Source organism: Pseudoalteromonas luteoviolacea (assembly GCF_001696455.1).
Lineage (GTDB): Bacteria > Pseudomonadota > Gammaproteobacteria > Enterobacterales > Alteromonadaceae > Pseudoalteromonas > Pseudoalteromonas luteoviolacea_C.
In genome coordinates, this window is sequence record NZ_MAUJ01000015.1 from 40,729 (window position 1) to 55,123 (window position 14,395).

The window sequence follows — 14,395 nt, forward strand, 5'->3', positions numbered from 1 at the left end:
TATTTTCTACATTGTCTTTCTTCTAGTCGGCACCGCGACTGAGCAAACATCCGCATAGTTTGGTGTAAATTTAAACCAAGGCTCTGGTCGGTTCGTTCTCGCGGCAATAAGTTCTTGAAAAAGCGGGGTACTCGTATCAAAGACTTCAAATTGTGTGCTGTCTTCACCGCTCAGGTCCGCTAGCACATCAACGCTCAGAATAGGATTATATGCACGCCCTGAAGTGGGTTGCCGTTGTAGTTTTTGGACATGCTCCATGCCTTCTAAAACTCGTCCAAAAACAGTGATATTTCTATCTAAATATCGCTGAGGAGAGAGCGTAATGTAAAACTCTGTTCCACCACTGTTAATCTCATTGCCACGCGCCATAGCAAAGGCCCCTGTGCAGTGAGTCATCCAAGTTTTTGTCGCATTGCGATTTTGTCCTACAGCAAAACCATCCAAGAACCCTGTTCTTATCGCGTAACCATCAGAGCCATCAAGCGCAGTGATCGGCAAACGAGATTGGGTTTTAAATGACAATTCCGCATCGAGTCTTTTTTTACCCTGCTGAGGGATTTTAGTATCTGTCTGATCGCCCCCTTGCGCAACAAACCCTTCGACAAAGCGATAAATACTCAAGCCATTGTAAAACTGCTCCCTCGCCAATAACTTAATGTTATTTACATGGTTTGGGGCCAATCGCTCATTGAGCTCAACATAGACATGGCCTGTTTCCAATGTAATACGTAAAATGTTTTCCTTGTCTACATCACGCCAATTTGATTGCGTTGCCGCATTCATAATTTCACTAGGAGAGCGAACCTCACCCTGAGGTTTATCTGGCTGCTGCATGCAGCCACTTAATATCAGGAGAGACGAGGCCAAAAATACATTACTTTTTTTCATTTTTTACTTCTTGTTGATACCAAAGGTGCTGATTTTCCAAAGGCGCACTTGGTGGTAGGCGACGATTTTTCAACTCTATCAACGTACGCCTTTCCAATTCCAATTCATCGACTAGCTCATGGAAGTATTTATCAAATAACTTCTCAAACTGACCATCTTGCAAAGCATTATTTAAACCGCTTGAAAGCGCACTATGCAGCGCTTGGTCTGATTTTTCCACAAACAGATAAACAGCCGATGGATAGTAAAGTAACAGCTTTTGCTCAGCGTATGTTTGATACCTTTTCACCAAATCAGGCAATTCTAAGATGCTAATAGGCACAGCGTCAAAGCGGTTAGACTTCAACATATTCAATGCACCAGTAAACGTTTTGAATTCATTTACTGACAATTTATTATCAATAAAAATACTGTGATCCGGCCAATCGTAGCGGAGCCCAAAATGAAACTTTTCAAGTTGAGATATATGATTTAGTTGGCTAAATTTCTTTTGATTTTCTTCATTTATGACTAGGATGCGATATCCCAATAACCCCTTTACTATGGGGATTCTAATGGCACGCGCCATGTTTTCGCGTTCCGAGCTCGTAACAGACCAAAAGATATCGATTCCATTATCTTTACCTAACAATCTAATTGCACGGCTTTGAGTTGGAATGTTGTCAACATAGCGGAGTTTGTAAGACGCTTTTTGATATGACAATGCCAACTTGATCAAATCTACTACATAAGGGTGTGCGCCCTGCGTAACTCTAACAACTTTAGCTTCTTTTGCGACCGCGGTGTGACAAAACATCACAACAAGCAAAACGCTCAAATAGCGCATCAACCACCCCAATCAAATTTATACAACAAGTCTATACTATCGTAGAGACCACTCGTAGCTTCAATATAAAGCTTTGAAAATATTCGATAACGTACTGCAATTTCGCTTAGCGATGCAAATACCCCAACGCGATAACTAACTTGTACACTAGGTGTAATGTACCCTGAAAGTTCAACTTGTGTATCATCACCACTGCCTTTTGCTGCCAAATTCACATCTTTCAGGCCTAATTTTTTTCCCGCTTTTGTAAATAATCCTTTACTTTTATCGATACTTTTCGACAATAAAAACTGTGCCAGCATCGTATTATTAGAGCTTTCTCCCGCCCCAAGCGCTTCGCCATTAAGTAAGTAAGCAAGCGCTTTGGCCTGATCCATGGCGGGCTCTGAAAATATTGTTAGTTCGGGTGCTGCAATACTGCCTTGCACTGCCACACCGGCTATCACGCCATTTGCTGTCGTATCTGGGTTGCGAATAGCTCGAATGTTCAAATAGGGTTTGTCTAGTGGACCATTGAAACCTAATTGACCGGTTTTAATAAAGAGGTCTTGGCCAAAAGCCGTATATTTCCCCTCTCGCAAAGAAACTTCACCCGCAGCCAATATCGCCGTGCCCAGCTGCTTTTCTAAAGATAGTTCACCATTTAAATAAGCGTCCAGACCTAATGCCACTACACGTACATCATCCAACAAATTAATATCGATATCAGCCTGAAAATCCATCAATGGGGATTGGGAAGCCTGCTCCTCGGCACCAAGGAGTACCTGATCTTCACTGACTACAATCGCGCCCTCAGGTAACGTGCTTAACGTAAACCGTGCAAACGGTACATTGATTTCCCCCATCACATTAAGCTGTTGTTGAGCAAATTGAATTTGCAAATCAGGTGAAACAGCAACTTGAACCCCGGCCATAGGCGTCATAAACAAATGCTGCCCATTTATATTGAGATCGATAGCTAAGTCAGGCTGCAAAGTGGCTGTGCCATAAAGATTCGCCACACCTGATTCTGGTGTTTGCACCTTTCCTTGCAACTTAACTGATTCGTCTTGTACGCCAATATCTAGCTCAAGATCAGTAATTTGCATAGGTAAGTAACTAGATAGTACCGATACCCCATCAGCTTTAAACCGCCCCATGACCTTGGGCTGTTCAATGTTGCCCTGCAATTCAACCCGGCCATCCAATTGGCCCGCGACGGTGAGATCTGGCCAAGCAAAGACCCTAAGGTACGGGGTGAATTCTTTGAGTTGAATTGCATTCACATCTATATACCCATTCACCGCCTTGGTGTTCGATATATCAGGAAAGAGCAACGAACCATTGAAGCTGCCAAGTTTAGCCAGCTGCACTTGCCAATCAACATGCGCCTTGTTGGCATCGCCATTTAGTTCGACATCAAAAGACTCTATGGTTAAAGCTGTTGGTAACGCATCCGGCAACTCTTCTACATTTGCCTGTGCTTTTGATAGCTCGACTTTGCCATTGATTAACCCCAAATTACCAGCTAGCGCACTGAGGCGATTATGGTCCCACTGTAACTCACTTTGACCTGTCAATTTTCCTTCAGCTGAAACCCCATCAGGAAACCACGCTGATGCAATATCAATTGGTATATCCGTTAAATTTACTTTGGCTTCACCCAGTGCATCTTGCTGATTGGCTGATAAACACGCTTGCCCGCTGGACACTTGCCAGCAATGCTCTGATATGGATAAGGCCGTGTCCGACACAGTAAGCTTTATCGGGTCGTTAAGCATCAGAGAAAGCGAAGCCATGGCAAAGCGGCTCTCATTTATTTGCCCATCCCAATGTGTATTTTTATACTGCCCTGAGATGGCCATATCAGCTGAGGCACGTTGGCTTTCTAATTTCAAATCCACCGTGTGGTTAATAAGGCTACCTCGGGCATTAAAGGCAACTTTTCCATTTTCAATGCCAGGTAAGTTGGCTTCAGCAATTGCCATTGAAATATTCCCCGCAAAGTCCTTCGCAAAGTCGATATCCGAGGTTAGTTGCGCATCTTTTAGAGTCAATTCATCATAGACAAAGCGCGATACCATCGAATTGGCAACCACTTTTGGAGCTGATGCTGGACCGGTAATCTCAAGCCCACCGTGCAAGGTGAGATCTACAGGTAACAGAGGCGTTGAGTGCTGATTTATCGCGAGCTTTGCTGTCAGATCTAGCTCTTTACCTAGCGTACCGCTCAGGTCGATGGCACTAGCGCCATATTGTAGCTGAGCACGCGCTAAGTGCCCTTGTAATTGCTCATTCACGTCTCCTCGAATAGTCAAAGACAGTGGTTGCTTGGCAACTTCACCATGTAACTGAAATTGCTCTATATTGGCATGCCAAGTGCTATCAGCTTGTTCAAATTGCATAGCGTAGGTACCGGAGAGAGAGCCTAGCAGGCCATTGCTTAAATGTTGATGATCTCCAAGCCCCATATTTGGGATCGGTAAATGCGCTAAAGCACCTTCAATGGCGAGGTTTATGCCCTGTTGCCAATCTACTTTAGCGGATAAATCAGTGTATGCTTTTTCAACTTGTATGCGGCTATTCTTTATCTCTAAACTGGACAGCGTGCCGCTCACTGATGCTTGAATATGGGCAGACAGTGTTTGCTCATAAAGGTGGCTTAAATCGGCAATTCCTTGCATTGAAAAAGCGTAATCATTGGCGCTTCCCTGCCCTTTCAATTTGAATTGAGACAGCCTTGCTGTTTGCCCAATGTCTACACGGCTAACTTGTGTATCCAAAGTAAAAGGCCAATTTTTTATAGCCGGGGAAACAGACAATAAAGCTTTTGCCTGCTGCTGCCCAGAAGCGCGACTCTTGATGTTTAACTTTTCAAAATTTCCCTGAACGACGGCAGAAAGTGCGCCCGTGGGGTGCGCAATCCCCACACTGCCATGAATTGAGTGTGCTTTAAAATCATAGTCTAGTGCAGCATATGCACTATGTTGCAAGTAATTAAACACCAGAGAGTGAACGCGAACTGTTTGTGACTTTACAGATAACGCCAATTCAAAATTATCAATTGCGATGGGCGCTTGCCCTACTGGGTGATACTCAATTTGAGAGATTTGTAGTTTAGGTAATTCAATGTCAATGGGAATATACAAATCTGGGGCAACTATAGGAGCGAGACTATCGGGTACATTACGCGACGGCTCGGACGATAATCGCAATTGCTTAATTCGAAAAACCTCACTCTGTAAATGAGCGATATGGATAAGAGAGTCATCAGCTTGCCCACTCATATTGATGTCTGAAAGTTCAATCAAATGATCATCGCTATTCAACACAAACGTATTCACATGCAGTGACGCAATCGCTAAGGAAATGGGCAAATCAATGGGTTCTCGTCGCCCTTCATCAAGAGTATCACTGTGCACAGACGCTTCTTGTGGCGCTGCTGCCGGCCCAGTGGCAGTGACCATCAATTTATCCACCTGCAAAGACAAGCAAATCGTCGCACAATCGAACCAAGTCAAATTCAGACGTGCATGAGTCGCGCTAACATTCACCGACGGAGACCTAAAGCTCAAAGAGAGCTTTCCACCAGAGAGCAGCTTGCCGTCGTGCAATTCAATGTTTATCTGTGGCATCAAATAATTAATGATCCCCACCAGCACCTTATTACCTGTATGCGACGCAAAGAACAAAGTAAACACCACGAGCAAAGCACCCATTGTAATCAGTGAGCGTTTTTTAAAATCAAAATTCACGGGCTCTCCTGCCATTATATTTCTGGCCCAATAACAATACTTAAACGTGTGCTGCGGCTAGGCTTGCTGAGCCCCCAAGCATGATCGACCCTAATTGGCCCTACAGGTGTCAAATAGCGAAAACCGAACCCTGCACCGAGTGCCCATTTCTCACTAAAGTCATTGGTTGCAGTGCCAACATCTACAAATAATGCAGCACGCCAATTTGGTAAAAACTGATAATTGTATTCGGAACTCGCTGTGACCAAGTATTTACCGCCAGTCAATTGCCCAAGCTCCCCTCGTGGAGAAATAGACTGAAAGGCAAACCCTCGAACACTTTGATCGCCGCCGGCAAAAAATCGCAAATTTAATGGCGTTTTATCAAAATCACTCACAGCCATCGCGCCTAATTCAGCGCGCAATAGCACCAGATGGCGCGCCATATACTGACGTAACCAAGCTTGCTTCCAATGAATTTTCAACAACGATGTCGATGACACAACGCTTTCATGGGCAGCTTCCAAAGTAAATAACTGTTCACTGCCCCAATAAGGGGTCATACCGCCTAGGCTTTGCTTCTTAGCATAACTGATACCAGGGATCAGCATTTCAGTATCTAAATTAAGCCCTACTTGCTCACTCTTCTCATGCTCGCGTTTAAGAAAAGCGGTTCTTACCCAATTGCTTTTTAATAACCACTGTCTTTGTAATTGAATATTCCAAGCGGTACTTTTTACCCCATCAGTCAGATCATCTTGCAATTGATATCCCCCAAGTACACGGTAAACATCCGAGTTTGGGTTCCCCACTGGTATAGTATAAGCTGCGGTTACATCTTGTTGACGCTGCGATAAATTTAAATCGGATACAAAAGAGTGGCCGCCCTCACTGACCCAAGGCTTGCTCCATTTTCCTCGAAACTTTGCACCTAGGTCTGTACTATAACCACCGCCAACCTCAAAACTATTCTCTGGTTTGTCTGACACCTCTACACGAATCGGCACCTCAAATGCTTTGCGAGACTTTAAGAGGGGATATACTTTGACACTCGCAAAGTAAGGCGTGTCACTCAGTGCGAGACTGTATGTGCTTAGCAGTTTTGCTTGGTAAGGGGTATCCTCACTAAACGGAGCGAGTTCTTTAATAAACCGACGCGCTTTCGACTGCCCAGCAAACATCAGCTCACCAAATCGATAGCGCGCGCCTGAATCGATTACCAGCACAGCCTGTGCCCAACCTTGTTTAGGGTTTACTTCCATCCGGCGCTGCTGCCACGTGTAATCAAAGTAGCCACGCTCAAGCAATACGCTCTCAAGTTCAGCTTTTGCAGCACCATAAGTGTCATGGCGTACGATCGTGTTAACCTGTAGTGGTGTCGATTCAATAACCTCCTGCAATGCGGCGTCATCTCGCCCAATACCAACGATCTGCACCTCTACTTTTTGCCATTTGATAGGGGCTTTTAGTTCTAATGACACTTGCAATATATTTTCTTGAGGTTCAAACTCAATCACACTGGCATAATTGTAAAACCCCACGGCTTGTAAAGCTGAGCGAATGTCTTGTTCAATCGCTTTTTTACGACTGTGAGTAAATGCGACTCCTTGATATTTAGATAGGTATTGCGTGACATTCTCTGTGGCATCGTCAACTGCTGACTCAACATTAATTTCATCAATTAATGGCTCTGAATTCGCCAAAACAGGCTGCAAGCACAAACTTAAAAATACGATTAAATAGATGATTTTCTGTGGCACTAATGGACTCTTTGACTTCGCGTGATTATTTTTTGCAGCGTATTGCGCTGAATATGAGTAAAATTAACACACCGCATGCGTATTTAACGACAAAAACTTTACAGTGATGCTTTTTATTTCATCTTGGATAACGGACAATATGGGCAATTCTACTAATTGAGTAATGATATGCAATTTCCAAATGATGACAATGGTCAGCTGTTATCTGAAATCGCTGCTGCGGGTGTCGATCTTACGCAAATGCAAAAAATTGACTTTTATATCTTGTTTGAACAAAAAGACAACGCAGAGCGCTTTATTGAAACCATAGGCAAAGATGAGTTAGCACCTCAAACCAAGTTGGATAAGTGCCCTGATACAGGTGTTTGGGAAGTATTAACAACAGTAACTATGGTACCTGCACACGAATTACTTAGCCAAACAGAACAATACCTAGAATCTATCGCAAATGGCCACGAAGGCTATGGCGACGGTTGGGGACTAATGGCTGAGTAAACACCAATTACGGGTATAAGCATACATCGCTTATATCCGTAATCCCTCAACTTTTGTCAGCGACGCGATAACTCCCCGCATAGTCAAAAATCTTTTCACTAATTTGCCACCCATACTTTTTGTGTTGTTTTGCTATAACAAAATCTGGTGGAGACAACCGCGTAATGTCTATCTCCTCAACATGTTTCCACTGTCCAACGGCACTACCATGCTTTAATCGCTTGGCGAAATTGCGATGAAAATAATAGCGACTCCCTTTGTTTGAGAAATCGTAGACCTCACTGGCCTCGGCACCATCTTCATCAAAATAGGTGACTTTAAGAACTTGAGGTTTAATGATTTCGGCAGTCATCCCACTGCATCTCAGCACTAACGCACTTTTTAAATTTAGGGCGTCTCTGAGCTTGTCATCGGGATCCGCCATTACTTCTCCACAACTGTGGCACTGTCGGGCGGCGATATCATTTTCGGCACCGCAATGACCACACTCTTTAAATTTGAAACGAAAGTCGCACTGCATTGTTTCACCATCGACTTCGTCTTCTAAGACCCCTTGGCAGCGCCTACCATAGTGCTCAATGACCTTGCCTTGCTCGTCTGTCTTGCCCCAAAACGTATTGGCAAATCCACACCCTGGACACAAAACTTGTACAGGCTCACTGTCAGGGTTTGGCTTTTTAGTCCCTACCTCTGGATGGAATAAATCAAAGTCGTTACCTGCATAATCAATAATAAGGCAATCATCTTTCCCCTCATCCAAACGTAAGCCTCGCCCAACAATTTGTTGGTACAAACTTACGGATTCTGTGGGCCTTAATATAGCGATAAAATCCACATGAGGCGCATCGAAACCAGTCGTTAGTACAGAAACATTGACTAGATATTTAATTTCTTTGTTTTTGAACCGTGTAATAATATTATCACGTTGCTTATTTTCCGTATCTCCAATAACCAGTTCGGTTTCTTTTTCGGGTAAATAACTCACAATTTCCTTTGCATGCATAACCGTTGCAGCAAATATCATTACCCCACATCTTGATTTAGCCTGCACCAATATATGTTCGATTATGCTTTTAGTCGCACGCGTGTGACTATTTAAGAGGTTATTCATATCGCTTTCACTGTAGCGACCTAGACTATCAGAAGTTAGAGATGAAAAGTCATAATGCTCAATGGCAGGGTCAACCTTATTTGGTGGAGTTAAATATTGATTGCTGATCATATAGCGCAACGGCAATTCATAAATACACTTGGCAAATGGACTCTCTTCCTCCCCTCGAATAAAACCATGATAATGTTCACGGTAAATCCACCCATGGCCGAGGCGATAAGGCGTAGCTGTCAACCCAAGCAACATAAGTTTTGGGTTAAATTCTTTTAAGCAATTTATAACCTGCATATATTGGCTATCTTCTGCCGTGCTGACTCGATGACACTCATCAATAATAACCAACGAATAAAAAGTATTTAGTCTTTCTAAATTCCGTGCCAACGATTGGACTGATGCGAAAGTGACTTGCTGGTCTAACTCTTTTTTGTTTAATCCAGCAGAAAAAACACTGGCTGTAAGTCCATAGCTTTCATACTTTTGGGCGTTTTGTTCGACGAGTTCTTTTACATGAGTTAACACAAGGATCTTGCGCCTTGCTATTCGCGCAAGCTCAGCAATGACAAGACTTTTACCCGCACCTGTGGGTAACACAATCACCGCAGGGCTACTGGTCTTCTTAAAGTGAGCAACCGTATTTGCAACCGCTTCTTGTTGATAGGGTCTGAGCGTATATATAGCAAACCTCTTAATCTGAGCTACATTTTCGACAGATATCTAGTATAACACCTTGCCTCCCCCTGATACTACAAAGTGTTTTTGCAACTCAACAGTCGATAAGTTTTAGGACAACAAATAGAAATAAAAAATCAATTGAATTTTTTCTAATTTAATCAAGTGTAATTGGAAACAGACCCTCATTAAAATTAATTAAAACTTTAAAAGGCATCGTTAATAAGCTGAAGAAAATTTGAGAATAGGCGAGACTTGTAGTGATTTTAAAAACAGGCGAGGCATTAATTCTGCCTCGCCATGTCAATCGAATAGTTCCTTTCGCTTTAGATTAAGAATTAAAATATTTTATATTTATATCTTATAATCATCTAAGTTTACATTTGCGAACGCCTTTGGTGTTTTACCACGGCCTGTCCACTCATGTACTTTACCATCGATCTCAATTCGATATTTTGGACTGACTTTGCTGCGCTTGTCCGTAGCACCAGAACCAACTAAGTCATCTAGCGTTAATCCCTTTTCTTTAATCAAAGCTAGCACTTCTACTCTTGCCTGTTCTTGCTCTTGTTGCTGAGCAATTGCTTCTTGTAGTAGCTCATGAGCTTTAGTTAGTTCATTGAAGCTAGCAGTTTTAATAAAAGACTTTATTTCACGCATTAGATTTCTCTCACAAAATGTTGATTACAAATTTCATTGAAGTATTAAAAAGCTCTAATACTGAGAGTATATTATATTTATATAATTTCAAATTAATAGCTATTATTTTATAGACTTTTAATATTATTAAAAATAGGTACAAATTAACTATTTGCTTATACCGCATTAATTCTTTTATTCTGAACCACTAAGAAACTTCTCTAAACATCTGTTTTCAAATGAATTTTAAAGCTGTTTCAATCAAAATACATTGTCAGGATTAAGTATTGATATTCAGGTGGATACATACTGAGAGTTTCTGAAAAGCACGCGCGCTTATACAGAAAAAATTTGATCACTGCTTGAGGTGATGGCGGATTCTAATAACAACTCTTAGATTAATTTATCCATATAAGAGCAATAATCGATGTTAAAAGAATTGGAGAGGGAAGCAAAAATATGGGTCTGGCTAGATGGGCCTAACATTCAAAGGCCCATCTATGATGGCTAAAACGGTTACTCTACCACTTGCCAATCAATTGTCGCACCGGCTTTAATTGGCACGACATTCGTATCTCCTAGAGGGTACGACTCTGGAACTTGCCAAGCATTTTTTTGCAAAGTAATGGTATCTTGGTTGCGAGGCAACCCATAAAAATCAGGGCCAAATAAGCTCGCAAACCCCTCTAATTTATCTAATGCTCCTGCATCCTCAAAGGCTTCAGCATATAGTTCGATTGCAGCATGTGCAGTGTATGCACCAGCACAACCACAAGCAGCTTCTTTCTTGTCTTTTGCATGAGGCGCTGAATCGGTTCCCAAAAAGAACTTTTTACTGCCACTGGTTGCAGCATCAATAAGCGCCTGCTGGTGGATATTACGCTTCAAGATAGGTAAGCAGTAATAATGTGGTCTGATACCACCTGCTAGCATATGATTTCGGTTGTATAACAAATGATGAGCAGTAATTGTCGCGGCGACATTATCCGGCGCTGATTGAACAAATTCAACAGCATCTTTGGTTGTAATATGCTCAAGAACAATCTTTAACTTAGGAAACGCATCTACAATTTTCGCCAGCTTGGTCTCAATAAATACCTTTTCTCTGTCAAAAATATCGATTGATGAATCCGTCACTTCTCCATGGATAAGTAACAACATACCCACTTCTTGCATCGCTTCTAGGGCTGGATACACATTTTCGATGTCCGTTACGCCCGAGTCAGAGTTGGTTGTAGCCCCTGCTGGATACAACTTCGCAGCAAATATGTGGCCACTCGCTTTCGCTTTTCTTATTTCCTCAGGAGACGTGTTATCTGTCAGGTACAAAACCATTAACGGTTCAAAACCTGACTTTGGTCCCGCAGCCATAATGCGATCTCGGTACGCAAGCGCAGTGTCCGTACAGGTAGCTGGAGGTACAAGGTTTGGCATTATGATCGCGCGCCCCATGTAACGGCTGATATCACGAACTGTGTCTTTTAGAACATCACCATCTCTCAAATGAACGTGCCAATCATCTGGTCGAGTAATAGTAAGGGTCTGATTACTTGTCATTGCTATTTTCCACTGCTGAATTTGCCCGATCATAGGCGCTGCAAGGCTGATAGTAAAGTAAATCGGGTTATTTTATATATCTAATGGAAGCCTTGAATAGCTTGACACTGCCTCGCTACTCAGAGTTGTGTAAAAACTTGAAAGCACATAACGGATCGTTAATTGGCAGCCTCTCTACCCCAAGGTTTACGCATCATGGCGACGGAGTCCGTCAGAATCTTGTGCTATTTTTTTTACAGCGTGGTAAAAGTTAATTTTAAACAATATTTGAGATTGCCACTCCTTCTAGGATAACGTGTAACTATTGTGCAATTGAGTCTTGCCTATGCTGTCTGAAAAAAAACTAGAATCAAAAACCGAACAGTTAAGCATTATTAATCAGTTTTCATCTTCCCTATTGCAAATCACCCACTTAGACGAGCTGTTTGACTATGTCACCTCGCAGGTGGTGAAGCGCTTGGGCTTTGTGGACTGTGTGATATACCTAACAGATCAAAATCAAAACTGGCTAGAAGCCGTTGCCTATATGGGAGTCGCTCAAGACACTGAGCGCTATGAAGTACTGCAACAAAAAATCCCTATAGAGGCAGGGATAACCGGGCATGTTGCACGTACCAAAAAGCCATTTATTTCCGGCAATGTATCTCAAGAGCCCATGTATATTGCTGATTCGCGGCCTGCCCTGTCAGAGTTGTGTGTTCCATTAGTATATAAAGAACACTTAATAGGGGTGATTGACTGTGAGCACCCTGAAAAAGACTATTTTAGTGCCAATCATTTACAGATCTTATCCACGGTTGCTCACTTGCTCAGTGCAAAAATTCATCAGGTCAGAACCGTAGATCACCTTACCGCTACAGTTTCTCAGCTTAACGATGCCCAGTTAATTGAAAAGTGCATACTAAAAATAGCCAACATCACTTATCACTCTCGCGAATTAGATACCTTTTACGATGAGCTTTATCAAATAGTTTATACATTATTACCAGCGGAGAACTTCTTTATCGGGATCTATGACACCAAACAGGACATGTTAGAGATCGAGTACTTAATTGAAGGAGGAATAAAGTGTCCTGCGCAGCAAAAAGTCTCAAAATCCCAATTGAAACAAACCGCCTCCTATTATGTGATCCGCACTCAATCCGCATTGTTATGTAACCGAGAGCAATTTCAAAGTCATATCAATAAGGGTGATTTCAATATGGTGGGCCGCTCGCCTCATGCTTGGCTTGGTGTGCCATTTGTTGTCAACGATCAATACCAAGGTGTCATTGTGTTACAGAGCTACGAAGAAGAAGATACCTTTAGTAGCCAGCACTACTCCATTTTGACCTATATTAGCCGTCAAATCAGTATGGCGATTGATCGTAGATTAGCTAAACAGGCACTGGAGCACCGCGCTTTGCATGATGAGTTAACGGGACTCGCAAATCGTTACCTGTTAATTGAACGTATGAAGCATGCAATTTTGTCCTTGGGGAGAAGCCAAACGAGCAAATTGCATTGTCTGATATATCTAGACTTAGATAGATTTAAAAGTATTAATGATTCCCTAGGTCATGAAGTCGGAGATAAGTTTCTTATTGCCATTGTAGAAGCAATACAAACTTGTATTCGTAAAACAGATACTTTTGCACGTTTGGGAGGAGATGAATTCGCCATATTTATGGAGAATATCAACCATGAAGTAGAAGTTGCCCAAGCGCTTAGTCGTATCACTGAAGCCATTGCAAAGCCATTCGTTATTGATACTCACATACTCCAAGCATCGAGTAGTATTGGTGTCGCATTTACTGAAAAAGATTCAGACAATGCAATTACGCTACTGCAACAATCCGATGCGGCAATGTATGAAGCAAAATCAGCCGGTCGAAGTCAGATACGATACTTTAACAATGCGATGCGCAGTAAGTTAAAACACCAAGCCGATATTGAAAATGATCTGCAACACGGGATTCAAAATGGTGAATTTGAGCTGTTCTTTCAACCCATCTTTACACTCAACGCCCCCAAGGTTGTGAGCTTTGAATCACTTGTACGCTGGCATCACCCCAAGAATGGCCTCGTTGCGCCCGATCAGTTTATTCCTATTGCTGAAAACACTGGGCAAATTATAGAGTTAGATTTACATATATTGGATCTCGCAGCCAAACAACTCGCTAAATGGCAGCAACAAAACCTTCCCTCTGTGAAAGTGACAGTCAATGTTTCATCAAGACATTTTGCCAGCCTTGAATTTATCGATCATATACGCGCTTTTTATGAAAAGTACGATTTACAGCATGGTAGCTTGTGCCTCGAAATCACGGAGTCTGGACTCATCGAAAACTTGGGACTAGCTACAAAAATCATCGAAGGGATAACCCCGCTAGGTGTACAACTTTATTTGGATGACTTTGGCACTGGATACTCAGCACTGGGTTATTTACATCAATTACCTATCCATGTGCTGAAAATAGACAAGAGTTTTGTAGATCAACTGACCACAAAAGACACCCCCCTCATTGATGCGATTTTATCTCTCGCAAAGTCGTTACAGCTTGAAGTTGTTGCCGAAGGCATTGAAACGCCTAAACAATGGGCCTTACTTAAGCGAAAGGGATGTCAATTAGGACAAGGCTACTTAGTCTCCAAGCCAATGCCAAATGAGCAAGCAATGTCATTTTTGGTGGCGCAAAACGCCAAAGACGGCAGTTCAACTGCTGAGTAATTAAATATCTAATTGAAAGCCCGAGAC

The 14,395-nt window shown here is 42.4% G+C and carries 9 protein-coding genes; 2 read left to right on the top strand and 7 right to left on the bottom strand.

All coding sequences use genetic code 11. The features are described 5' to 3' along the window. Window positions 1-6 precede the first annotated feature (6 nt). From A7985_RS23565 to A7985_RS23580, 4 genes are read right to left on the bottom strand one after another with little or no spacing between them, the layout of a single operon-like run. A complete protein-coding gene (locus A7985_RS23565) occupies window positions 7-888 on the bottom strand; it encodes a peptidylprolyl isomerase (protein WP_065792867.1) in 882 nt (293 codons plus the stop codon). Continuing rightward, the gene (locus tag A7985_RS23570) at window positions 875-1,714 is read right to left on the bottom strand and encodes a transporter substrate-binding domain-containing protein (RefSeq protein ID WP_065792868.1); all 840 of its coding nucleotides are present in this window, start codon (window positions 1,712-1,714) and stop codon (window positions 875-877) included. The genes A7985_RS23565 and A7985_RS23570 overlap by 14 nt, the downstream gene beginning before the upstream one ends. Continuing rightward, window positions 1,714-5,448, bottom strand: coding sequence for a translocation/assembly module TamB domain-containing protein (locus tag A7985_RS23575; RefSeq protein ID WP_176716799.1), 3,735 nt, complete (start codon window positions 5,446-5,448; stop codon window positions 1,714-1,716). The genes A7985_RS23570 and A7985_RS23575 overlap by 1 nt, the downstream gene beginning before the upstream one ends. A 14-nt stretch (window positions 5,449-5,462) precedes the next feature. Beyond that, window positions 5,463-7,187, bottom strand: a complete 1,725-nt coding sequence (locus tag A7985_RS23580; protein WP_081310710.1) for an autotransporter assembly complex protein TamA — start codon at window positions 7,185-7,187, stop codon at window positions 5,463-5,465. Window positions 7,188-7,355: 168 nt separating this feature from the next. On the opposite strand from A7985_RS23580, the gene A7985_RS23585 reads away from it, so the two are divergent. Continuing rightward, the gene (locus A7985_RS23585) at window positions 7,356-7,682 is read left to right on the top strand and encodes a ribonuclease E inhibitor RraB (RefSeq protein WP_065792870.1); all 327 of its coding nucleotides are present in this window, start codon (window positions 7,356-7,358) and stop codon (window positions 7,680-7,682) included. A gap of 46 nt (window positions 7,683-7,728) precedes the next feature. On the opposite strand, the gene A7985_RS23590 is transcribed toward A7985_RS23585, so the two are convergent. The 3 genes from A7985_RS23590 to pyrC form a co-directional block, all read right to left on the bottom strand. Next, window positions 7,729-9,468: a DEAD/DEAH box helicase gene (locus A7985_RS23590; protein WP_065792871.1), complete on the bottom strand. Its 1,740-nt coding sequence runs from the start codon at window positions 9,466-9,468 to the stop codon at window positions 7,729-7,731. A 348-nt stretch (window positions 9,469-9,816) separates the two neighbouring features. After that, window positions 9,817-10,122, bottom strand: a complete 306-nt coding sequence (locus tag A7985_RS23595; protein ID WP_063359735.1) for an H-NS histone family protein — start codon at window positions 10,120-10,122, stop codon at window positions 9,817-9,819. 495 nt (window positions 10,123-10,617) lie between these two features. Then, window positions 10,618-11,658, bottom strand: a complete 1,041-nt coding sequence (pyrC, locus tag A7985_RS23600) for a dihydroorotase (RefSeq protein WP_065792888.1) — start codon at window positions 11,656-11,658, stop codon at window positions 10,618-10,620. 325 nt (window positions 11,659-11,983) lie between these two features. Here pyrC and A7985_RS23605 point away from each other — a divergent pair, with 325 nt between their 5' ends. Then, window positions 11,984-14,368 carry a bifunctional diguanylate cyclase/phosphodiesterase gene (locus A7985_RS23605; RefSeq protein WP_065792872.1) on the top strand — a complete coding sequence of 795 codons (2,385 nt, stop codon included), beginning with the start codon at window positions 11,984-11,986 and terminating at the stop codon, window positions 14,366-14,368. Window positions 14,369-14,395 lie beyond the last annotated feature (27 nt).

Coding starts and splice junctions, on each gene's coding strand:
- A7985_RS23565 (WP_065792867.1), bottom strand. CDS start 888: ATGAAAAAAAGTAATGTATTTTTGGCCTCGTCTCTCCTGATATTAAGT.
- A7985_RS23570 (WP_065792868.1), bottom strand. CDS start 1,714: ATGCGCTATTTGAGCGTTTTGCTTGTTGTGATGTTTTGTCACACCGCG.
- A7985_RS23585 (WP_065792870.1), top strand. CDS start 7,356: ATGCAATTTCCAAATGATGACAATGGTCAGCTGTTATCTGAAATCGCT.
- A7985_RS23595 (WP_063359735.1), bottom strand. CDS start 10,122: ATGCGTGAAATAAAGTCTTTTATTAAAACTGCTAGCTTCAATGAACTA.
- pyrC (WP_065792888.1), bottom strand. CDS start 11,658: ATGACAAGTAATCAGACCCTTACTATTACTCGACCAGATGATTGGCAC.
- A7985_RS23605 (WP_065792872.1), top strand. CDS start 11,984: ATGCTGTCTGAAAAAAAACTAGAATCAAAAACCGAACAGTTAAGCATT.